Source organism: Methylomarinum sp. Ch1-1 (assembly GCF_030717995.2).
In the GTDB taxonomy this organism is placed as follows: domain Bacteria; phylum Pseudomonadota; class Gammaproteobacteria; order Methylococcales; family Methylomonadaceae; genus Methylomarinum; species Methylomarinum roseum.
This window is the reverse complement of sequence record NZ_CP157744.1, coordinates 21,281-43,092: the sequence shown is the minus strand read 5'-3', so window position 1 is coordinate 43,092 and position 21,812 is coordinate 21,281. Positions and strand designations below refer to the sequence as shown.

Genomic DNA, 21,812 nt, shown 5'->3' with positions numbered 1-21,812 from the left:
CTTATTTTAAAATAATCATGCTGCAGGCGAGCACAGCATTTCTTGAGCAAACCCAACTGGCCACCAGCGAGTAGATCCGCCCGATGTGGATTTACAAATGGCTTTTTTCTCTGCTTCTAATTTTTTAAGCAATCGACTGCAAGCGTCCGGATGAATACCGGTTCGCTCAGAAATTTCGGGAACAAAAGCGCCTAAATTGGCAGCTGCAGCATCACCATGGGATAAATAGGAGGCTTTTAGCATGGCATGCTTCTCAACGGATTGACGGCAGCACTCTTTTAAAGCCACTAAAATAGATTGTGTTCGAGCATTGGATTTTAAGGTAAGTGTCATCAGGATTTCCTTATAATTTCATTGAAGCTAGCATGGCTTTTCGATTAAAGTAACGGCGAACCAGGTAACTTCGTCCCAGCGACAACATAGTAAACCAGAGGGTGATTGTCATGTTGTCTCGCTGGGGAAGATCAATTTCTTGATAAAAATAAAAGATTGTCAATTGAAACAATAAACTAATAAGGTAACCAATAACCAAATCCGCAAGTGATTCAATAAAACTATCTTTTCGGCTTTCCGTAATAATTTAATTTATTTGGGCGTCCGGATAATTGTCATAGAACTTGCCATCAAGCAAGCGTCCTGCTGATTTTTTTCCAACTCGGCGCATAATTGATGTTGTCCATGCGCTACGAAAGTTAGAACCACCTTGTTTAGAGAGGTCATCATTAAACGGTATAATTGTTCCGTCACTATCCATGTAAAAATCACCAGGCTCTCGATTTCTTGAAAATGATCCGCGACAAACTGGCCCATCAATTTCTGTAAACTCGCCCCACTGTTTAAAAAGAAACGGAATATTCGCCGCGTTGCACTGATCTTTAATCGATCTCACCCAGTCAGGATGCATCGGCCTTGCATTTTCTCCAGACTCCCCTCCGACTACCACCCAATCCAATTTATTCAAAAACTCAACCGGTGAAAGATCATGGGATGCTGATTCAGTAATTCTCATCTCGCCGCGTAAGGCATTGATAAAATATGGGTCACCGTCAATGACGCTGATAGTGGTTAAATCAAGCTGCCCAAGCAAGGGCTCAGCACTAATCCAGCGAACCGCGGCTGGCGTCGACAAGAGTAACGGAATACGCTCATCGGCTGCCTGCTGATTCTCAATGCTGACGCCGAGCCATACATTAGGCAATGGCCAGGAGGTTTCCGGCTTGCTTCGACCTCGAGACATTTTGATTTGTTGGCCGGCTTGCCATATATAACGACCGCCGGCCGCCCGTTTTGTCAGATACTCGCGCATGCGCAGAGGACGCTTGGTGAGTATCTGAAAAACATGTTGATTCGCGATAGCCATGACAGCAAAAACCTGATCGATAAATTCGTCCGGAACCGCCTCATGAAAGAGATCGGACATGCTGTTAACAAAGATCATACGCGGCTTTTGCCAGCGAATAGGCTGATCCAATCTTTCAGGGTGGCACATTACATCTGTAAATTGACGATCGTAGTAAACGGAATTTTGATTCGCGGCCATGCGCACCCAATCTCTTAAGGCATAACAGTTCCGGCATGCTTCGGATACTTTTGAGCATCCTGTTGCTGGATTCCAAGTGGCGTCAGACCATTCAATTTTTGTGTTGTCACTCATATTTTTCTTGACCTTCGTTAAACAATTGGCGGTCCTGTTTGGACTGCTAAGTACTGACTTCCGCATAAGCAAGGCGGCAGGGTTTAACCGTTGAAACTGAATCTCCGTGTGTATTCTTTTGGTTGCGCAGTCTGGCCCATCTACTTTGTTCGCCCTTTGATGCGATGCGCAGCGCGTCAAATCACTGCCGATGTCAATTGCCAACCACTCAAACAATTAACAGGTTTTACTGTATTATCCGAATTAACGGCCATGCTGTCAATAATAATATATATGATACCACATTAATATATAGGCAGCGATCAACCTCCTAAAGTTTGCTTGGGATGATATTCCGGATGCGACTCGATGTGCGTCTTTAGGCGTGCCATGGCATCCGGATTCTTAAGGTTAAAAACCGGGATGCGACAACTATCCGCCAAGGCAATAGCCAATCCAGTCCCGCCGGTCGCTTGGGTTCGAGATTGACGGGTTTCGGCGCCGTCTAAGGTCCAGCACACCACAAAATCACTGGGCGATCGTAAGTTTGCGCCTAACACTTGATGGCAGTTGCGAGCCATAAGACTTTGGACAGATGGCTTTAATCGTTTCCATGCTGGATGAAAATAAGCGGCAAGCCGGTATGCCTCAAGCGAGGGGGAGTCATAAACGCTTTTCTGCTTATTAAAGCCAGGCCATGGCAAGAAGACTTCAGCGTTCGAAGCGCCTTTATTAAACGCGCTGTCAGCGCCGTCGGCGCCACCGCTACGCAGTGTAAAACCTAATTCATCAAGCCGGCCGGCCAATGCTTGCATGAATCGCAGAGTTGGATCTGCTGTGGCCCGGGCACCGATCCCGGCATAAGCCAGATTCCGTTCAGGAGAATCCAGAATTGGCTTAATACGTTCCTGCCATATTCTATCGATAATCTCGCCGTGACAAGGGGATGGCGCGCAATAACACAATAGTTGAGAGTCCTCATGCAGACTTAGCAAGGCACTCATAACAATCGGATTGCGGCTGTCAATTTGCTCGTTTAGCCAGTGTTCATACCTCGCCAATACCGTGTCACGATCGCCGTCCGGTCCTATTTGGTGGGGGTTGCCTAGTTGAGAGCCTCGGCCAATATAAATATCATCAGATGAAATCTTCGGGTAATGTTTTTTATTAAGAACTTTCATTGGATACTGTATTGATTGGATAGATATTGTTTTAACAGCTTAACTCCAATTCATTATCAGGGACATCCATTGAGTCGATATCGGCAGGCACACTAATCGTGTGATCCGGAATATAAACGCAGATCTCGCGGCCCTTTTCATCCAAATGGATCAGCCAGTCTTTTGTAATGGCTACAACCGGCCCGACACCAAAATCAGTTTGCACGGTTACACCGCGTTTTATTTTCACAGTTTTAGACATTTTGAGACACTCCTGATGGTTGGTCGGCTAGAGAGTTCATCTGCTGAAGTATTTGCAGGAAATAGGCTGCTGGATAGCCTTATAAGCAAATGCAGTTTTCAAGGTGTCGAGATTGTTTTGGTTGTTTGTCATTGGACCCCTTATATAAAAAATCAATGACTCACCGAACAAGCAAATCATTGATATTAAAATTAGTGATTAACCGTTTAACGCTTTTTTTAAGGTTTCACTGGGTTTGAATCGACATGAGCGACTGGCAGGAATTGTGATTTCTTCACCTGTGGCTGGATTTCGACCTTGGCGCTCCTCGCGCGCCGTGGGCTCAAAAGTGCCAAATCCATGGATATATGCGCGCTCGCCTTTTCCCAACGTATTGGCAATGGTCTCAAAAACCGCCTGAATGGTTTCATTGATTGCAGATTTTGGTAAGTTGCGAGGCAGGTTCTGTGAGGCCAAAACATTTTGAACGGCTACAACTAAGTCGTCTTTTTTACGGATGTCGCTCATGGAAGAAGCTCCTGTGAAAAAACAAGTGATGAAAAGACTTTTTTAAAAAGCCTGGGTTTAGTTTAAATCAAAACTTAAGCTTTGATAAGCTAAACATAAGTGGACGACAGAAGATCATGTGTCTGCACTACTTGAGTTAGGCGTTAACGGCAGCAATAATATTCTGCAATTGTTCGCAACGATGTTTGGGCATGTAATAATTTTCGCTTTGAGCCTTATGCAGCGTTAATTCAGCGTTCTCTTTTGCATAAGAAACAGCAATACCAATTTCTTTTTCTAGCACACTGGTAAATTCAGCAATGATTCGCTCAAAATCACGGACAAAGTCATCGCAATTCGAATGCAAATAAATATGCCCCGGTAAAGTCATACCATGTTTGTTGGCGATATCATGCAATAATTCTTCGCGATTAGCCTTTGCCAACACAAGCAATCGATTTAACTGGTCGATTTCAACCTTCTTGCCGAAAAGTAAAAATGCGGCTTGATGACAGGCAATACGAAAAAAAGTATTGGATTGAGTAGAATTGACTGAGTGACGTGCTATATCCAGCATAAGAATAAGATGGCTTGAATTAATTACCAATAATTTAATGGTTATAGAATTAGTTAGGACGGCAGGATTGTGCAAGCCAAACCACATAATTTTTCAAGCATTATCCTACCACATTATATGCGAGTATTAAAGCAAGCCCCTCTATTCTAATGTTTACAAAAGACTTCAGTCATATGCCGCGAATGCTGTTACGCACACGATGAGCCTTAATAGAAAATAAATAAGGCATATCCTCATAAGACGTTTTACGCCTCCTTAAGCGTCGAGTTGGACCAGCAGGTAAAGGCCGGATCTCCGGCAATGCTTGATTCGGCGCCGCCGGGTAGAAGATTGGACTATGGGCCATATATTGGGCCGTTTTGACATCTTGATCAGAGAGGTCCTTTATATAGCTTAATGTTACGCGTTGATGAAGACTTTCTGGATAAACCCGAACAAGCATTTCTTTTGGAGAAAGATTCGCCAGTTTTTCTAAATCCATTTGCGCCTCGGCCGCGCGCATACCTTCGCCAGACACCAATTGTTCCAATAATTGCCGGGCCTGATCAATAGTGATTTTAACGGTCTTGGTGTAGCAATTCCAAAAGAAGCTGGCCGCTAAGATATGCTTCTCGGCCGACACCTGAACCAACTGCCTGCATGTTTGGCGACGATTGAACCTAGCATAGCCTAAACGAGTCAGGGCTTCTTTGCTTAATGCCCGCGGGATTTGCTTATAATTTGGAAGTTGATCAGCTTCTAAGCGATCAATCGCCAGTAAAACATTATGAACATTTTTTCGAGCTTGATTAAGTTCGTCCAATGCATCTAAAGCATCGGGCGAACATCCGATCAAACCGATAGTTTGATTCGTTTTACCTGGTTCATCGCCATCATGATACTCCCAATCACATAATAATTGAGCAACTGCTTCACGGGGCTCCTCGGAAAGCTGTTGTAACCAAATAGGATAATCTTGTTCGCCAATAAGACGCTTGCAAAAGACTTCTTGTGATTGTTTTAGGCGATCTAGTGCATTAACCAAATCAACGCCTAACTCACCAATTAATTCCTGCATAACCGACTCCAGAAAAGGGCATAATATCTATTATAATTTAATAGATTCTATTTTCAAATAAAGCATTGTGCTTATAAACCTTGCTGCACCTATTAGCTAAAATACCGGTTATACATGAAAGAAAATTTAATTGTAATACTGCTATGTCTTTTTAAAAGCTATCCAATTGGCTACCTTCTCTTGCGACCATAATTCATTATGAAGTGATAAGTGCCTAGAAAAAAGTAAGATTGTATTCATTGCCAAATCCATTTCTGATTTTACCAATCTCCTCTTCAAGCTCATTTGGCTCCATTTGTTTAAACGGCAACCATTCATATTTCATTTTACGCCATAGCATTTCAATCCGATTCAATTCGGGTGAGTACGGCGGCAAAAAATAAAACTGCATACCTTTTTCTTTCAACAATTGCCAATAAGGTTCTAGTTTTTTACTCGTGTGAATAGAGGCATTGTCTAAAATCACTACGAGCGGTTTTCGAATGCCTTCTATCAGCGCCATCAAAAATGCGAAGAAAAACAATCCGTTTACGCTTCGCCATAGTTTAGCTAACACCAATTTTCCCGATGACAACATAGCACCTATAAGATTTAAGCGTTGCCCCCGTTTTGCGGTGACACAATGCGTTTCCCCTTGTGCTGTCCAGGCTGAACGGTTAGGCGGTTGCGCGGCAAACCCGGCTTCATCCACATAGGCTAGCTCAACCTCTCCCTGTCGAGCCCGTTCGATCAATTGCTCAATGTCCTGTCGGGCTTGTTCGAACCTTTCGGGATCGCGTTTTTTTTTAAACTATACCGTGTGCGTTTCCAAATGAAACCCATTCGTTTCAATTCGTTATGCAAGGTTTTATCACAGATATCCGCTGCGCCGCGTTCTTCCAGTCGGCTCAACAGGGCGCGTGACGTTAAGGCCTCTTGTTCAACCCAGGTTTTTAACAACTGCCGCTCTTCATCCGTTAGTTTATTCGGTGCACCGCTACGTGGTTGGTCCGGTAAACTGCAAAAGCCCTTCTTTTTCCAAAGCCGACGGCGTCTACGGATCGTTTCTTCATGATAGCCCTGTTGTTTGGCAACCTCTGAAACCGTCAGACCTTGACTGAGTAATTTAATGGTCATTGCCCGATCTCGTTCCCGCCAATCATGACCTTTTTTAATAATGTCATCCAACGTTTCACGTTCTGTCTCTGTCAGTTCTATGATCACGCGTATCGGCATATCGTTTAAGTTCTCCGTGACAAAAAGCCATATTCTAACGCAACTAAACTTCTTTCGGAACACTTATCTTTAGAAATTCAACGGCACATATGAAATCAGTATGTGATAGTTTATCGTATGGGGCGAGAATTCTAATTTCGCTTTGCTGCTTGGCGTCAATTGGACGAAAGAATGCAGTCTGCAATTATCTACAAACAACGATAGTTCTAACCGAGAGAGGCTATTATGACGGAAACAAGACCCCCTTTACCGCCGTTTACGCAGGAAACGGCCAGAGAAAAAGTGCAGTTGGCGGAAAATGCCTGGAACACTAAGGATCCGGTAAAAGTAGCTAGCGCTTATACCGTTGACAGTCAATGGCGTAATCGGGCCGAAATCTTTTTAGGTCGAGAAAAAATTATCGAATTCTTGACTCGAAAATGGGACAGGGAACTTGATTATCGCTTAAAAAAAGAATTGTGGTGTTTTGCCGGAAACCGTATTGCAGTGACTTTTCGTTATGAATGGCACGACGATTCAGGGCAATGGTTTAGATCTTACGGTAACGAGTTGTGGGAATTCGCCGATAATGGCCTTATGCAGCGCCGGATTGCCAGCATTAACGACAAGCTCATTAACGAAGCGGATCGTGAAATAAAATAAGTGCCGATTCGATTGAGTCGGCGAGCCGTCTTTATGAGCCTTCCATCTGCGGCTTTATTCAGTTCGCTAAAGCGAATTTAGATTGAACTCAGAAGATCTCAGTACTGATCGGGGCGTCAATATCAGTGTTTAATAGATTGTTATGGAAAGGACGGATGCAGATCTTCGGGCTATATTCGAAGTTTTTATGCGCAGCCCATTATTCCGGTCAATACTGAAACACAGTGTCAAGGGCGGAAATTTATTGCGTTATAGAACAATCAATGTCGAGAGAAATGCCCCGGGTGCTTTATTCGGAAGATTAGAGGTGTTAGGAGGCTAAGGGGTGGTCATTCAAGCTATAAATGAGCTGCCTATAGAACCCAAGATACGATTTGATTTAATGGTGCCGAGGAGAGGACTTGAACCTCCACGGGGTTGCCCCCACTAGCACCTGAAGCCAACTACTTACCCTTAAAACCAAGAAAAAAGCCTGATTTAAAGCTGGTTTATAACTATAGATCAGTCTACTACCTTCTTGTAGTTGTGACAAGATCGTGACATATGAAAAGAAGTACATTTTTTTGCCTCAACTAGCCGCTTACTACAGTAACTAGCCTTAAATGAATGGATACTTTTAGACCTAATGAGAAAACAATGAAACTAAGTTAAATATTGAGTAAGTAATATTACAACTAAATATAAAGCCTATAGTGTAACAACTATGGGCTTTTTTATGCTCTAAATATGGTTAATAGATATGGCAACAAATAATATAAATGAAGATCGTTACAAGTTCAAACATGAAGCTGGAAAGCTACATAAAAATGCAAGAGATAAAAAAAAGGAAATAGATAAGTGATTGGTAATAAGTAGGGTTGTATAAGCCATCATCCATGATAACTGGTTTCCGGCAGTCCATGCCGGAATGACGGAGAACCTAAGACCGTCTGACTTTTTTCTAGGCACTTAAACAACTAATTCAAGATTTGACATTAATAAAGCAAAAATATAATCAAGAAGACAAACAAAGAGCCAGGGTAACCTTGGATGAATTAAATTCTATGATAGAAATCGTTTTGAAAACTGGCGATAGTGGAACTAAAATTATTAAACGATACGCTGAAAAACATGGGAAATCAGACCAATGGCGTAAAGATATAGCAAAACAAAGAGCGACTAAGTTATTTGAGAGTGTTCTTAACGAATATGAAGAACACGAAGTAATATTAGAGCTGAAGAAAAATAAAAGCTATAGCAAAAGAGATATACTTAACAATAACTCAATAACAGGTGCTCTGAGACAACTAGCTAAGCAAGTATCAAATCACAACAATTTAGTCATTAAAAATAGACAAATAGCTCAATTACAAGAAAGGTTAGCCCTTAAAAAATTATTTGTTAATAAACCATTCGATAAGGATAAAGCTCAAGAACTAAGAGATGATGGATTGACGATAAGAGAGATTGCTGACATTATGAACGCGAAAAGATCAACCGTCCATAAACACACAAAGGGAAAATCGAAAGGGTAATATTTATGTGATATTACTGAAAATTTGGCGTTTTTTGTCCACGCGTGGACAGAACGAAAATCCTTCTAGAGACCATCTAGGCCATCAAAAGCCGTCGATGGCATGTTGGGTAACGGGAAAGCAAATTTGTGGCAATGCGGCCCAGCGACGCCTCATAACAGATCACAAATCGGCCTAGTGCTGACTATAAAACTTAAGGCGTAAGGTACTTCCGACAACTTAATTAATAAGCGTATCCGTAGGACGCAGTTAGTTTTTATCTATCAATATTTTGGAAGTTAAGGTAAGTATAAAAGACATAATTTATTTAACTGTTATTATTTAATAAATGATGAATATAAATTTTAAGATGAAAATAATATTATTATTGATAACCATTTCTGGCATATATTTTTCTTATTCATTTGCTGGGGTTTACAAATATGTAGCACCAGATGGAAGCGTTACTTATTCTATGGAAAAGAAAAACTCCAACTATGAGACAATAATAAAGAAAACTGACTACAAGACATTAATAAAAGAAAACAGAAAGAAGAATATAAATAAATATTCAAAGCAGATTGAAAAAGCAGATAAACTAAAATTACCGCTTATTATTACAAAAATAAAAACATCTCAACCTAATATCGTTAACGGGGTTGATGTAGATATTGACTTTCTATCTACAAGTGATTTGCCTCTAAAATATGTTTTATTTGAAGTAATACCCTACAATGCTGTTCAAGATATTGTTTCATCAGAAATAAATGGAAAAACAACGGCTTATTTAAAGGGGACAGGACCTTATTATCGTGGAGATACAAATAGATATAATCATTGGGCTAATACTTGGTATAATCCCACCATTGTGTGTGCTGCTCTTGTAAGTGTAGTAGTTATATTTTTAGATGAGACAAAGAAGGTATATATTAACAATGCGTTAAAAGATTTGTTCTTAAACCAAAAAATATCAATATCTTGTCCGAAGCCTATGGAACGTTAGATACGATTGCTTCGCAAAAAAACTAATATATTTACACTAGATTTATTATTTGTCACTAATAACCTTATATTTTATAGTTTCATTTGTTGAATCTAACACCTCAATTCGTATAGTTTTATATCTTATAATATTATCCTCATCGAGATCATATGAAACTTCGTGAGTAAATGCTTCCCTTATTTTATTTTTATAATACTCTCGATAGAGAAATTTTATAGTGTTATTTGACTTTCCTATATAAGTTAATTCTTGTCTAAATATATCAACGTCTGAATTATCAATCGTTCGTATTGTCTTTCCAACAAAATTAAATACACGGCCCCCTCTGGAAACATCAAACTCGAAATTAGGATGATCCTCTAATTCTACAATTTTATTATAAAAATTTGAGTGATAACGATAGCGTCTTGAGTAAAACAGGTTGTCACCAACTATTTTTTGAGCAGAATTAACAGGCAGATAAACCACCCATTCTTCTCTAATATTTCTTGGAATAATTTTTGACTGTATTAAGTTGATATTTTTATATTTATAAATTGAATAATATGGAGTATCGTTAAAAAAGTTAATCTTTCCGTTAGGGAAAAACAATGATAAATCACCATTTGCCACATATGTATTAACCTTAACTAAATTCTTTATATCGTAGTTATATATATTTTCTATATAAATAACAGTATCTCCAACTGAAGCTTCTTGTTCAGCTCCAAATTTATAACTTTTTCTAACTAAATCGTTATTAGTTAATTTTTCAGCTGTATACTTAACCTTAATATGCTCATGTGTAGCACATCCTTGGGATAAAACCACTATTATGCATAAAATAAAAAGTTTAGGTTTATTTATCATGGTAATTATTTTTTTCAGTAAATATGATGCAAAATTTCTTCACACACGACTCTACATTTAGAGTTTTCCTAAAAACACCAATACTATAACTCTTTGTTAAGTGCCTAGAAAAAAGTCAGACGGTCTTAGGTTCTCCGTCATTCCGGCATGGACTGCCGGAAACCAGTTATCATGGATGATGGCTTATACAACCCTACTTATTACCAATCACTTATTCCTTGAAGCAGAAATTAGCAATTAATTATTTCAGAATTGCTTATTATACTTAAGTGTTCCGAAAGAAGTTTAGTTGCGTTAGAATATGGCTTTTTGTCACGGAGAACTTAAACGATATGCCGATACGCGTGATCATAGAACTGACAGAGACAGAACGTGAAACGTTGGATGACATTATTAAAAAAGGTCATGATTGGCGGGAACGAGATCGGGCAATGACCATTAAATTACTCAGTCAAGGTCTGACGGTTTCAGAGGTTGCCAAACAACAGGGCTATCATGAAGAAACGATCCGTAGACGCCGTCGGCTTTGGAAAAAGAAGGGCTTTTGCAGTTTACCGGACCAACCACGTAGCGGTGCACCGAATAAACTAACGGATGAAGAGCGGCAGTTGTTAAAAACCTGGGTTGAACAAGAGGCCTTAACGTCACGCGCCCTGTTGAGCCGACTGGAAGAACGCGGCGCAGCGGATATCTGTGATAAAACCTTGCATAACGAATTGAAACGAATGGGTTTCATTTGGAAACGCACACGGTATAGTTTAAAAAAAAACGCGATCCCGAAAGGTTCGAACAAGCCCGACAGGACATTGAGCAATTGATCGAACGGGCTCGACAGGGAGAGGTTGAGCTAGCCTATGTGGATGAAGCCGGGTTTGCCGCGCAACCGCCTAACCGTTCAGCCTGGACAGCACAAGGGGAAACGCATTGTGTCACCGCAAAACGGGGGCAACGCTTAAATCTTATAGGTGCTATGTTGTCATCGGGAAAATTGGTGTTAGCTAAACTATGGCGAAGCGTAAACGGATTGTTTTTCTTCGCATTTTTGATGGCGCTGATAGAAGGCATTCGAAAACCGCTCGTAGTGATTTTAGACAATGCCTCTATTCACACGAGTAAAAAACTAGAACCTTATTGGCAATTGTTGAAAGAAAAAGGTATGCAGTTTTATTTTTTGCCGCCGTACTCACCCGAATTGAATCGGATTGAAATGCTATGGCGTAAAATGAAATATGAATGGTTGCCGTTTAAACAAATGGAGCCAAATGAGCTTGAAGAGGAGATTGGTAAAATCAGAAATGGATTTGGCAATGAATACAATCTTACTTTTTTCTAGGCACTTACATCTATTTTCACTTCATTGCAGAACCTTAAGATAAAAAATTGATGAGAATAACCAATTCGATAAATTAGCATACCTTTACATCAATCGATTTGTATTTCCGACGTTATAACCAATAAGCACAACCGGTCTTTTTGTCATTATGTCTCACTTGTAATGGGGGATGGCAGGATTGCCTGCTCTTTTCATACGGCTGAGCGAGGCGCCGGTTTTCCCATTGAGGCCCAATCAGGCTCTATTATTTAATAATAGAAATTAAGCTCCCAGTACACAACTTGTAAAACTAGAACCCGATGCGATTTTCTTTTTCTGTATTCATATTAAATATATATTACCACATATTTTCTTTAAGACTTACCGTTTTTGTAATTTTTAACCAACCACGCTATTGCAAGATAACTGCTTAATAATTTAGATTTTTTCCAAATTTCCATTGACCAGGCTTTTTCTAAAATGTATATTTTTTTTATTTTTCTTTAAATTGCGATGAGCAACAAGTTATCTCTGGACAAAAAATCATCACTTGATATTCAAAAATATCTTGCGCTGCCATTGGATCAATTGCCGATCCCTAAAAAATTTCGGATGGTGGTGCGAAAAATTCGTAATATCAACTATGAAACCGGTGTCTACCCGCGCGAACCAATTGTCAATAATCTGATTAATCTTGATGAGGCTCTTTTTGAAAAATCGCCAGGAATCGGCAAAAAATCAGTTAATCTTTTTCGTGAATTGAAGCAGAACCTGCCGAAATACCTAAACGAGTGGTACGAATTTAATAAGAATTCCCTAGATCAGCAGATGTCCTCGAACGTTCTCCCGGAGCAAACGGCGCGCGCCACTAGCCCAATGCTCATTTCTGCTAATCCAGACATGGAGAAGTTAAAGAAACAGATCGCCGGCACTCATTCTGTGTCCGAACGCCAACGTATCTACATGAAGCAACAGGAAATGGAGGCCTCCCTTCTTAATAATACCGGGCACGTTAAAATCAAGGATCTCGATCAGCATTTATTCTTTCGCTTACAACAATTTGTTGAAAGCCTGAGTCTTCATGAAAAACTTTTGTTTAATATGTATTGGGGGCTGACAACGACCACCGCATCTAAAGATAGTTATGCGTTTCGCTATTGCTTTGACCTTGAAAGTGTCAACGCCCTAATTCAACGATTGAACCAGCGTTTAGTAGAGTTACACGATAGCGAAGAAACCATAGACTGGAGCGATTATATTACTCCTTATTTTTCTGCAAACCTTATTTCCTCTCTCCCTCAGACAGCAGCTCTTTTTATTCTTAAATCTCGCTTGCCTTATCTGATTGAGTTAATCTGCCAGCACATGCCTGGGACACTTGCCGATAAACACGATGTTATCCCTCACCCAGGTTGGTTAACACCTTTTCTATGTTGGAATAAATTACCTGTCAATATTGCTCAACTCAACGCCTATTTGGTTTTGAATTACGATTTGACACCCATTTTTGCCAATCATCTTGCAAAAAAATTGTGCGACCATTATTTGATAATCAATGATTTTTCTATAGTCTCGGCAAACACACTCCCCCCTATTGCAATTGCTAACCTATTGCAAAATTATCCAAGCGGCCTTGAGTGGGAAGAGCTTGTTTCACATTATAATCGAACCTACCCAAACCTTCCTCCGCTGAATAAAGAGAGTGTGCCCAAGGATATACTATCCAGCCAAGCAGTGTATTCTAGTGGGCTTTCACAATACAAACACATTAAGTTCAGCCCGTTTGGTCCTTTGGAAGTTATACCTTTAATGGAGCAAATACAGGAATACTGCGAATACAATAGTATTACAGAAATCTCATTACATAAATGCTGGGAGGCTTTAAAAGACAGATTGTCGAAACTCGATTTTTATCAGTTTCGCTATCTTCTCAATTGCTTTGGCCTGCGATATGGTCTTCTTTGTCGGCGCGATGATGGTGCAACCTTTTTACAATATCAACACGAAGCGGCCTTTGCCGCTTTTTTCAAGCGAGCGGCACCTAGTCGCTCTAGCAAACAAATGTTTGCTTACACAGGAATAACCGAACAATGCATTTTAACGGCATTACAAAAACAAGAAACGGCCATTAACTACAAGTCATTAACCGATTTAACCGGTTTATCTATTGCTGAAGCGAAGCAAGGCGTTAAAAAATTAATCACTGAAGGCCAGGTCATTTTCAATTATGGGCAAAACGGTTTTATGCTCAGTGAAAAACTATTTGCTGACATCGATATCTCTCTTGCTGAAGAGCAAATTCAACAACTTTTTTCTGCAACCCATAAACAGCTTCATGTGTCTGGCGTTAAGTGGGAGCTCGATTCATTCTTTAACATTTCGCGGCACTTGTCCTTTTACAAATCATTAATGACTTACCTCGCCAATATTAACCATTGGCATATTCAAGGAGATTTTCTTTCTAGTCGACCGATTACAGAAGATTTAAGTACGCCTAAATCAAATATGATTCTCGACGTAGCAGGCTTTGAAGAATTAACCCTGGAACAGCATATGCTGATGATTCATTCGCAAGTATTTTCCGACCATTTTACGCAACTCAAACAGCTCCCTGTAAGCCGATTTCAGCGTATTTCGCTTAGCGCCATGCGATTTAAGCAGTTGAAGAAATTGATGGACTACTTAACACAAGGATTTAAGCTATTTCGTCACACCCTACATGGCCATCAGCGCGCTATCTTCGATAATTATTGGTTTTATGAAAATGATGCCGCGCGCAATACGACTTCCGCCGAGCGCCTGGACAAGATTGCTGCTCGTTACCTCGTATCAACCGCTACAATAAAAGTCATTGAAAAAGAATTTAACGCCTTATTCCTTACTTTTTTGGATATCGATTGGAACAGCATAACAATGTTGCTGCAGAAAGATTTAACCAAAACTGCTAAGCAATTTCAGTTATTACCGGATCACCTGATTTTTAATCATTTGCTTGCTTTAACTGGCTTGAGTGCCCAACAGAAACATCGCCTTAATTCACTATTGGCTTTAGATTCGGCTAAGCCTCTTAAGGCTGCAAAAAAAGTTACCGGAAAGACGAGTAAAAAAGCATCTCAATTAGAGGCCTCATCGGAGATGCCGACCAAAGACAGTGATATGGCGCCGCCAGAAAAAGCGACGGCCAAGAAAAAGAAAACGGCAGCCAAACCTAAAAAGCGAGGCCGGCCGCTTCGCGAAGAAGACGCTAATTCACCTGAGGCATTATTCGCCTTAATAGAAGACGATCTTAAATCATCCGCCACGCTTGAAGATAGCATATTGATTCTACTGGAAAAGGCCAGCAAAGCATTAAACGTAAATGATGTTTACCTTGTCCTTCAGAACCAAGGCGATCGACAAGAATGCTTCGACGCTCTAAATAGGCTGGTCGACATAAATAAGATTACCGTCAACAAGCAATACCTGTACTCTTTGAAATCATGATGAAGCCCAATATTGATAATCGCACCAGCAATTCGGAATATATTCGCGACTTGCTTGAAAATACCGGACTGAACTTTGATAAAATCGCAAAAAAACTCGGAAAAACAACATTAAGCATACAGCAATGGCCTGAGCAAACCAACTTATCCAAAAGTAAAGACTACTATCCATTGCAATATTGCGTGGAAAGCTTAGCTAGTCGCGGACAAAGCTCCTTTGGGCTCATCCCTGATGCTTCTCAAAAAAATCAAAGTGAATCATATTTGACGACTTTGCTTCTACGAAGCAGTTTGTCCCTCGAGGAGGCAGGTAAATTAATCGGACGAACAAAAGAACAGTTGATTAACAATTTCACTAAAGCAAAACATTTTGACTACACCCTTCAGTTTATGTTGGAGTGTTTAGTTGCTCATCGCATTTATAGTGGCGGCATTGTATCGTTAACAAAATCCGAATCAAAACTCGGAGCCTCTTGTTTTCAATTAGAAGAAAAGTGCTTAAGTGTTTCCTTTGAGCGACCTGGTACCAAAAAGCATGAGATTTATGAATTACCCGGGGATTTCAGATCTGAACCTTTTCAGGTACTGGTCAATCTTGCCAATTATGCCGTCTGTCTATTTAACGCCCAAGAGCAACTAGCAACTTTTCTTGATGCTGCAAAAATCAGCCGCCAAAGCGCATGCGGTATTCTTGGATTTGTACCGACGGATAATGAGCTAAATTGGAATCTCAGGCACTTGCCGAGGGAAATCAATGCGGAACCTGATGAGCTCATAGGCTATTTCACCCGAGCAGACCTCAAGAAGTTTAAAAACAACGGCACTCTTTCAACCAACCTAGCATTGCTCAGTGAAAAAATGGCTAAATGCTGGACTAGCGCCATTGCCGAATAAGGTTAGTCCACAGGCAGCTTAACCGAACGGTTTCTGCCTGGTCGCAATGAAGCATGCAGACACTTGAGTGTGAGCCTGAGCCTGAGTGGATTGAAGGGATCAATCTACTCAGGCGTTAAGTGTTTATTCCAATGCTCTCCTTTTGATCCAGATATATGGTTTAGTTTACAAATTCGATTGAATTTTTCAAAAATTATAAATTGTTTTAATATGGTATCATTCTTATATTAAGATGAATGTGTGTTTTGATCGATCGCATCTTTAGAGCAAAACATGCGGCACAATTAAAATTTGCTTCAATTTTATACGAGAAAAATTAGATGACAGATCAAACCAACCAACCTTCGATCGATAAAATCCCGGAAGGACCGCTTTGCTATTCATTTGAGCCCGATCCTCATAATGAGGGGAAAACAATAATCGTCCATTGCCCTTTTTTGGAAAAGCGAGAAGTCCAACCTGAGAACTTAAGCGGATATTGTCATTTTTTAAATGACGGAAACAACGAAGAAGATAGCAAGCTATTAATATACAATGGATTGAAAGAGTGTTGCGTTAATTGCGTGGAAAGCAGTCAGAGTTAGCCTTCGTTTCATCAAGAGCTTGACATCCTCCTCGCCCTAAAAGGACGAGGATTCCCGTGTGTTCACTTCACAGACTAGCCCCCCCGACGGGTATTGTCGGCGCTAAGCCGGCTAACACCCCTGTGCCCTCGGGTTAATACGTTTTTTGCGCCAACGACATCGGCATGATGCCAGTAACCGCAGCTGGCGCATTGGAAATCAGCTTGGGTTCGACGGTTTTCCCGGGCGGCATGACCACAGCGCGGATATTGCTGGCTGGTGTGCCGCGGGTCGACCAATTGATAAAAAGTTTGATAGACCCATCTTCTTCTTTGACATCAAACGTGACATAGCTTAGGGAGTAAAAAAAACATCAGGCAAATCATCATCAATAGGTTGACTAACATCCCGGATAACCTCGGCCGGAAAAGCCTTTAAATCTGACGGTTGAAAGGGGTATTGAGGCAATTTCTGAATAACAAGCTTTGCCACAGAAATAGCCTGTAGTCGATCCCGCTCTTTTTTGATCGGATCCCGATCCAATTGCTGGCTAAGCCAATATTTATGCAGTGCGAAAGCCCGCGGATCCGGCGCAATCAATGTAGTCGGATAACCATCATACCCGATTACCACTTGCGAGAATTTAGGACTCGAAACCAACCATTTCAGTGATTGAATTTCAGAGGCTCGAATCTCATCATTCTCAGACATTCTGTCTGTTTCTTCGACCCAAAAATTAGGAGCCGCCTTGACCAAATCAACAAAAAATCCATCTTTATTGACCGCCCGATAGCTGTAATCCTTTCATGGTTGCCGGCAAACACCAGTTTTTTTCTGGCATCCCAAAGAAAATCGATATCGCTCGTTGCAGTAATCTCAGAGTGAAACCAACCGCCTGCGGCGGCCTCGTAGGCGAATAAGGAATGCGTGCCAATGACGGATAAAGATTCGAGCTTGCTCTGGCGTAAATTCCTTAAAATATTGCATTTATACAAAAAAATTAGATTTTAATTAAAATTAGTATAACAGTTTTATTTTCAATCAGTTATTATTCATTTCAACAAAAGTCAACCTTATTAACACAAGGGCGTCATGAACTGGTTATCCTCATCATTAGGCTCATCAAGCTGATTTTCCAAATCAACATAGTCAGACGGAATTAATTCTTTGCTGGCCATAACAATGGCCTTGCTAAGCATATCCGTTAATTCGAACAAATTGGCAATCCGCTCACCGGGTTCCAAGGAAAAATATATCCCTCCATATTGAATGGCTGACTCACCGCCTTTCTTATCAGAATTGAACAGGCTTCCGACGATCTCACCCGGCACATTAATCACCAATTGTATTCGCCGCCCGCGGCCGCCGTTCAATTCAATATCGATCTTTCGCTCATCCGGGCGAAATTTAAACTGGTGAATCGCCTCATATTTACCAAGAACCGCCCAAAAATCCAGCCGATAGGTATTATTTTGCGAGTCCCAATGTAGAGGCGACCTCCCTTCAATGATATTACGGCCGATTGCCGCCTCAATGTTTCGCTTAACCGAGTCCGCCTCCGGACTGAGCAACGCCGGCATTGAAAAAGTCGACTTCGCATTCAGTGAATATCGTACAGATTTATTATTCTCTGTTGCGCTCATTGTTTATTCCATCATCATACTTGTTTCGCCATCAGGTTCGTCATCGTGGTCAACCTCTTCTGCAGGCTCGGGTGATATTAGTAATTGCGCGACCGCCCTACCCTGTTCAGTTATGCGCCAGTGATTATACGCATTTGCACTGGACCGGCAGTTCTCGACCAAACCGAAACGCCCTTTGCTGGTGTCGAAGACATTGTTGCAACGGTACGCTGGAGACTTCTTGTTCAGCGTCAGGGTAAAATCGATATTTATACGCGCGATTCTTCTCCAATTACTGATTCAACCCATTGCCGGGCTGTCTTGATAAAACAATTCCGGACTGTACAACGCTGTTTGATTTAATATGTCGTTGAGATGCCGGATTAGAATTTCTTTTTTATAAAGCCCTTTGTTCATCGATTGTTGATGTATGCACTCCAAAACCTCTTCATTTTTTTTATTGTCTAGGATTTCGATATGCTCACCGTCAATTCGGTAATCCATTCGCAGGTTGTTATAGCTGTAATTCAAATCGAAGATGCATTCACTCGAGTCGATATCGGTGTTACGGATTCGTATCGATGGTAGGTCATCGTACTGACTTAAATAATCCGCCAAATCAGCCAATTGTTTTGTTGAAAAAACTGTTTCTGTTTCCAGTTGATCCCCGTTCATTAAATGAATTGACTGACCTTTAATTTGCAAGGTCAGTCCTTTGTTTTTTGCCATGCCCTCCAGGGTGCGATCAACGGAATGATAAAAGGTCGCGATCCATTTATTTGTTGCCTCCTCCAGCGAAATATTGCTTTGTTGATCCCACTTATAGGCTTTGGCAAAAGTTTCTGCATGCGACAATACCGATGTACGAGCCTCTTGCATTAACGCTGTTAATTCAGGGCTGGGAATGCCTCGCATATAAATCGTCATTCGATTTACTTGATGCCACAACTCACCCATTGCGAAGGATGCGTTTCCGACACCGAATTTTGGGTGATCATTTAGCGCATTATTTAGGTCTTGTTTCAGACGATCAAATGCTTGATCCTGGGTCGCTGTCTTATTTTTGTAAACAGTCGTTTTGACACCAGAATTGAGGCTAATAAATGAGCCCAATGTCCCAACATATTCACGGCCTTCCGAGGGGCTTTCTTCCACAGGATCTATGAAATGCAAGCAGTTCAGATCGGTGTCGTAATGACAAACCATCACGTCCGGATCCGGAGAATATTTATCCGGCGGCAATAAAACAACTTTTTCGCTGTTCGCACACACGAATCTGGCCATCAAATCTTTTTCATTCGATTCAGGCATAGCGCTTATTGCATCCAGAAAATAACGAGCCATCACTTCTTCATCGCGATACCCGTTAAATCCAATTAAAAGATTTCGCTGGCCAAACGTCACATAGGTGCCAATCGAATCCGGATTAATAATCGGTTCCACCGGGGGCTTGGCGATAATCCGGTCTCGAGCATATTTATCGATAAAACCCTGTAAACTTAATCGTTCAACCGATTGTCTATTCACCTTTTCTATACTCAACATCTGAGTGAATTCGCTATAACGATAACGATAATCCTCCCCGTAAAAGCCAGGCTCCATTAGCTTGACTGAGTCGATATAATCATTTTCCAGAAAAAAATTGCCAGCAATTCCCTTGTTCTGTGAAGACTGAATAGCTTGAATAAACTTGTCGACCATCAATTCGGGTTCGCCATTATAATTACTCAAAAAAGTCAGGCCGGATTGCTCAAAATGAACGATTGCATATCCCATATTCAACACTCAGAAAAATAAAAAACAATATTGGGTATCATATATACTTGAAAAATCCATTTCAAACAAGTAAGTGCTTTTTTCTCTAGGATTCGATTATCGGCGCCATCTCCTTGAGCAAAATACAATTCCTTTTAGCCCAGCCACAGAAATGGATCGCATCAAGAAATTTTGCAACAATCCTTTTTCCATTAATATCAAATGCAATGCCAGCAATTGCTAAAGACCAGCATATATCCTTGTATTGTTTTTTGTTTTCAGGATGAAACTCTTTAACTAGTCCTTCGCTACCACTCGACTCAGCAATATCGACCAGGCTTAATCTGCTCTCCATATTCTTTCCCTTAAATTCATATATTACAAACATTACCACATTTTTAGACCGCCTAAGACAACTTTTTTGTTGCGAGATGCTGCAATTTAGCACCTGATATCTTATTTTTTAATCGACACCAAAATCACTTTTTAGCTGTGCATGATCGGGCTCAACCACATAGCCAAGTGCGATATCATCTCGTAATTCTTGCATCCAACCATAGTCATTATTTGACACAGGCTTTTTTGAGCTTTTTCTATCAATTTTCCGATCATGATTAAACGAATAACTTTTATCTTGCTCTGAGTCGCTATGCTTTTGGCCTATAAAATCCTCTGTATTGTCAACTCTTAAAGGTTTTCTATTTTCTTTGAATTCAAATCGAATCAATATTCCAACTACTTTTCGCCCGCTTTTTAGTGTTGTATATGAGGCATTAAAATTTGAGTGTTCATTAATTTGCTCTATTGCTGGTTTAATAACACGATTGTTTAAGTTCCCAAACAAACTATGTTTGCCATCGGTCTGCATTTTTTCTCTGAGATCACAGAGAGTCAACTCAACTTCCTTTTTGTTTCTAAATTGATGCTGGGCCAGTATCTCATATAACCGAATCGCATATGTTGATGTCATGCCCGCCACGTATTTTAAGCTGTATTTCGTAAATTCTCGCTTGAGCTGGCTCAGGTAAGGAACAATTAAGGGCGCAAATCCGATGGAAACTTTTTTTTCATCGTTGCTATAGGCAATATAGCTGATCCAGCGTGTTTTAAATTTTCCGTCATAAATCTTGATTTTTTCCTTGAACGAATCGGGAATCGATTTCGCATCGATCACAATGAATCGATCAAACAACCTCTCTACAACTTCTCTTAAGTCGTAATAGGCTCTTTTTGGAGTAATGTTAAACAGCTGGGCATACTCACCAACGGAAATTGAGAAATGCATTTGCTCGTCTATCGGTTGATCGGACTGAATTTTCCCAATGCAGCTTAAGATTAGTCGTTGCTCATTCAGCGTAAGCCGATAACTTGCGTTAATGACGTTGTTGTCTTTGTAAATAGTTAAGTCTGACATGGTGTTATTAATTATATTTATTAACATAATGATACCACATGCATCAAGAACAGCTAAGCAACATCTCTTTTTTAGATCGGATTTGTAATAGCTGTACCGGAAACGTAATAGTTTGTACCGGAAACGTAATAGTTTGTACCGGAAACGTAATAGTTTGTACCGGAAACGTAATAGTTTGTACCGGAAACGTAATAGTTTGTACCGGAAACGTAATAGTTTGGACCGGAAACGTAATAGTTTGGACCGGAAACGTAATATTTAAGCTTGTAACTTATTGTTTTTTATTCGAAAAATAACCTTGAAAACAAGAGTAAACACAGTAAACAAGGGTAAATACGCGCTTTGCGCCAATTCAATTGAATTAGAAGTCAGGTAAATGTTCCGTATCGGAAA

At 40.5% G+C, this 21,812-nt stretch carries 26 protein-coding genes and 1 pseudogene; 8 read left to right on the top strand and 19 right to left on the bottom strand.

What is annotated here, in order from left to right:
• Positions 1-15: 15 nt before the first annotated feature.
• The 10 genes from Q9L42_RS20320 to Q9L42_RS20280 form a co-directional block, all read right to left on the bottom strand.
• Positions 16-333 (bottom strand): MarR family transcriptional regulator, encoded by a 318-nt coding sequence (locus tag Q9L42_RS20320; protein WP_305910500.1) that lies wholly within the window; start codon positions 331-333, stop codon positions 16-18.
• A 10-nt stretch (positions 334-343) separates the two neighbouring features.
• On the bottom strand, positions 344-577 hold the full coding sequence (locus Q9L42_RS21595; protein ID WP_432648912.1) for a DUF7220 family protein: 234 nt from the start codon (positions 575-577) through the stop codon (positions 344-346).
• Between the two features lie 3 nt (positions 578-580).
• Entirely contained in the window at positions 581-1,654 is a 1,074-nt protein-coding gene (locus tag Q9L42_RS20315; RefSeq protein ID WP_305910499.1) for a DUF5131 family protein, read from the bottom strand.
• A 302-nt stretch (positions 1,655-1,956) separates the two neighbouring features.
• Entirely contained in the window at positions 1,957-2,814 is an 858-nt protein-coding gene (locus Q9L42_RS20310) for a DUF4326 domain-containing protein (protein ID WP_305910498.1), read from the bottom strand.
• A 31-nt stretch (positions 2,815-2,845) separates the two neighbouring features.
• Complete coding sequence (locus Q9L42_RS20305) at positions 2,846-3,055, bottom strand: hypothetical protein (RefSeq protein ID WP_349432789.1); 210 nt, start codon at positions 3,053-3,055, stop codon at positions 2,846-2,848.
• Positions 3,056-3,253: 198 nt separating this feature from the next.
• A complete protein-coding gene (locus tag Q9L42_RS20300; RefSeq protein ID WP_305910496.1) occupies positions 3,254-3,562 on the bottom strand; it encodes an HU family DNA-binding protein in 309 nt (102 codons plus the stop codon).
• Positions 3,563-3,698: 136 nt separating this feature from the next.
• Entirely contained in the window at positions 3,699-4,118 is a 420-nt protein-coding gene (locus Q9L42_RS20295) for a hypothetical protein (protein WP_349432788.1), read from the bottom strand.
• A 169-nt stretch (positions 4,119-4,287) separates the two neighbouring features.
• Positions 4,288-5,175, bottom strand: a complete 888-nt coding sequence (locus Q9L42_RS20290) for a hypothetical protein (protein WP_305910494.1) — start codon at positions 5,173-5,175, stop codon at positions 4,288-4,290.
• Between the two features lie 214 nt (positions 5,176-5,389).
• Positions 5,390-5,908, bottom strand: a complete 519-nt coding sequence (locus Q9L42_RS20285; protein ID WP_349432785.1) for an IS630 family transposase — start codon at positions 5,906-5,908, stop codon at positions 5,390-5,392.
• On the bottom strand, positions 5,905-6,390 hold the full coding sequence (locus Q9L42_RS20280) for a helix-turn-helix domain-containing protein (protein ID WP_349432786.1): 486 nt from the start codon (positions 6,388-6,390) through the stop codon (positions 5,905-5,907). Before Q9L42_RS20280 ends, Q9L42_RS20285 begins: the two co-directional genes overlap by 4 nt.
• Before the next feature lie 225 nt (positions 6,391-6,615).
• Between Q9L42_RS20280 and Q9L42_RS20275 the strand changes: the two genes are divergently transcribed.
• From Q9L42_RS20275 to Q9L42_RS20265, 3 genes are all read left to right on the top strand, one after another.
• On the top strand, positions 6,616-7,032 hold the full coding sequence (locus Q9L42_RS20275; RefSeq protein ID WP_349432787.1) for a nuclear transport factor 2 family protein: 417 nt from the start codon (positions 6,616-6,618) through the stop codon (positions 7,030-7,032).
• Positions 7,033-8,000: 968 nt separating this feature from the next.
• The gene (locus tag Q9L42_RS20270; protein ID WP_305910493.1) at positions 8,001-8,546 is read left to right on the top strand and encodes a hypothetical protein; all 546 of its coding nucleotides are present in this window, start codon (positions 8,001-8,003) and stop codon (positions 8,544-8,546) included.
• 349 nt (positions 8,547-8,895) lie between these two features.
• Positions 8,896-9,528, top strand: coding sequence for a hypothetical protein (locus Q9L42_RS20265; RefSeq protein WP_305910492.1), 633 nt, complete (start codon positions 8,896-8,898; stop codon positions 9,526-9,528).
• 45 nt (positions 9,529-9,573) lie between these two features.
• On the opposite strand, the gene Q9L42_RS20260 is transcribed toward Q9L42_RS20265, so the two are convergent.
• The gene (locus tag Q9L42_RS20260) at positions 9,574-10,377 is read right to left on the bottom strand and encodes a hypothetical protein (protein WP_305910491.1); all 804 of its coding nucleotides are present in this window, start codon (positions 10,375-10,377) and stop codon (positions 9,574-9,576) included.
• 332 nt (positions 10,378-10,709) lie between these two features.
• Between Q9L42_RS20260 and Q9L42_RS20255 the strand changes: the two genes are divergently transcribed.
• The 5 genes from Q9L42_RS20255 (at position 10,710) to Q9L42_RS20235 (ending at position 16,649) form a co-directional block, all read left to right on the top strand.
• Complete coding sequence (locus Q9L42_RS20255) at positions 10,710-11,195, top strand: helix-turn-helix domain-containing protein (protein ID WP_349432786.1); 486 nt, start codon at positions 10,710-10,712, stop codon at positions 11,193-11,195.
• On the top strand, positions 11,192-11,710 hold the full coding sequence (locus tag Q9L42_RS20250) for an IS630 family transposase (RefSeq protein WP_349432785.1): 519 nt from the start codon (positions 11,192-11,194) through the stop codon (positions 11,708-11,710). Before Q9L42_RS20255 ends, Q9L42_RS20250 begins: the two co-directional genes overlap by 4 nt.
• 492 nt (positions 11,711-12,202) lie before the next feature.
• Positions 12,203-15,172, top strand: a complete 2,970-nt coding sequence (locus tag Q9L42_RS20245) for a hypothetical protein (protein ID WP_349432784.1) — start codon at positions 12,203-12,205, stop codon at positions 15,170-15,172.
• Positions 15,169-16,065, top strand: a complete 897-nt coding sequence (locus Q9L42_RS20240; RefSeq protein ID WP_305910487.1) for a hypothetical protein — start codon at positions 15,169-15,171, stop codon at positions 16,063-16,065. The genes Q9L42_RS20245 and Q9L42_RS20240 overlap by 4 nt, the downstream gene beginning before the upstream one ends.
• Positions 16,066-16,385: 320 nt before the next feature.
• Entirely contained in the window at positions 16,386-16,649 is a 264-nt protein-coding gene (locus tag Q9L42_RS20235) for a hypothetical protein (protein WP_349432783.1), read from the top strand.
• Between the two features lie 74 nt (positions 16,650-16,723).
• Here Q9L42_RS20235 and Q9L42_RS20230 read toward each other — a convergent pair whose 3' ends face one another.
• The 8 genes and pseudogenes from Q9L42_RS20230 to Q9L42_RS21585 all read right to left on the bottom strand — a co-directional run bounded on the left by Q9L42_RS20230 (position 16,724) and on the right by Q9L42_RS21585 (position 21,694).
• Positions 16,724-16,927 (bottom strand): zinc ribbon domain-containing protein, encoded by a 204-nt coding sequence (locus tag Q9L42_RS20230; RefSeq protein WP_349432782.1) that lies wholly within the window; start codon positions 16,925-16,927, stop codon positions 16,724-16,726.
• Positions 16,928-16,982: 55 nt separating this feature from the next.
• Positions 16,983-17,623, bottom strand: a pseudogene (locus Q9L42_RS20225) (GSU2403 family nucleotidyltransferase fold protein).
• 81 nt (positions 17,624-17,704) lie between these two features.
• Positions 17,705-18,271 (bottom strand): hypothetical protein, encoded by a 567-nt coding sequence (locus tag Q9L42_RS20220; protein WP_305910485.1) that lies wholly within the window; start codon positions 18,269-18,271, stop codon positions 17,705-17,707.
• Between the two features lie 124 nt (positions 18,272-18,395).
• A complete protein-coding gene (locus tag Q9L42_RS21590; RefSeq protein WP_432648908.1) occupies positions 18,396-18,542 on the bottom strand; it encodes a helix-turn-helix domain-containing protein in 147 nt (48 codons plus the stop codon).
• A gap of 8 nt (positions 18,543-18,550) precedes the next feature.
• Positions 18,551-20,026 carry a hypothetical protein gene (locus Q9L42_RS20215; RefSeq protein WP_349432781.1) on the bottom strand — a complete coding sequence of 492 codons (1,476 nt, stop codon included), beginning with the start codon at positions 20,024-20,026 and terminating at the stop codon, positions 18,551-18,553.
• An 85-nt stretch (positions 20,027-20,111) separates the two neighbouring features.
• Positions 20,112-20,360: a hypothetical protein gene (locus Q9L42_RS20210; protein ID WP_305910483.1), complete on the bottom strand. Its 249-nt coding sequence runs from the start codon at positions 20,358-20,360 to the stop codon at positions 20,112-20,114.
• A 108-nt stretch (positions 20,361-20,468) separates the two neighbouring features.
• Positions 20,469-21,419, bottom strand: a complete 951-nt coding sequence (locus Q9L42_RS20205) for a RepB family plasmid replication initiator protein (protein ID WP_349432780.1) — start codon at positions 21,417-21,419, stop codon at positions 20,469-20,471.
• 71 nt (positions 21,420-21,490) lie between these two features.
• Positions 21,491-21,694: a hypothetical protein gene (locus Q9L42_RS21585; RefSeq protein ID WP_432648911.1), complete on the bottom strand. Its 204-nt coding sequence runs from the start codon at positions 21,692-21,694 to the stop codon at positions 21,491-21,493.
• Positions 21,695-21,812: the final 118 nt, after the last annotated feature.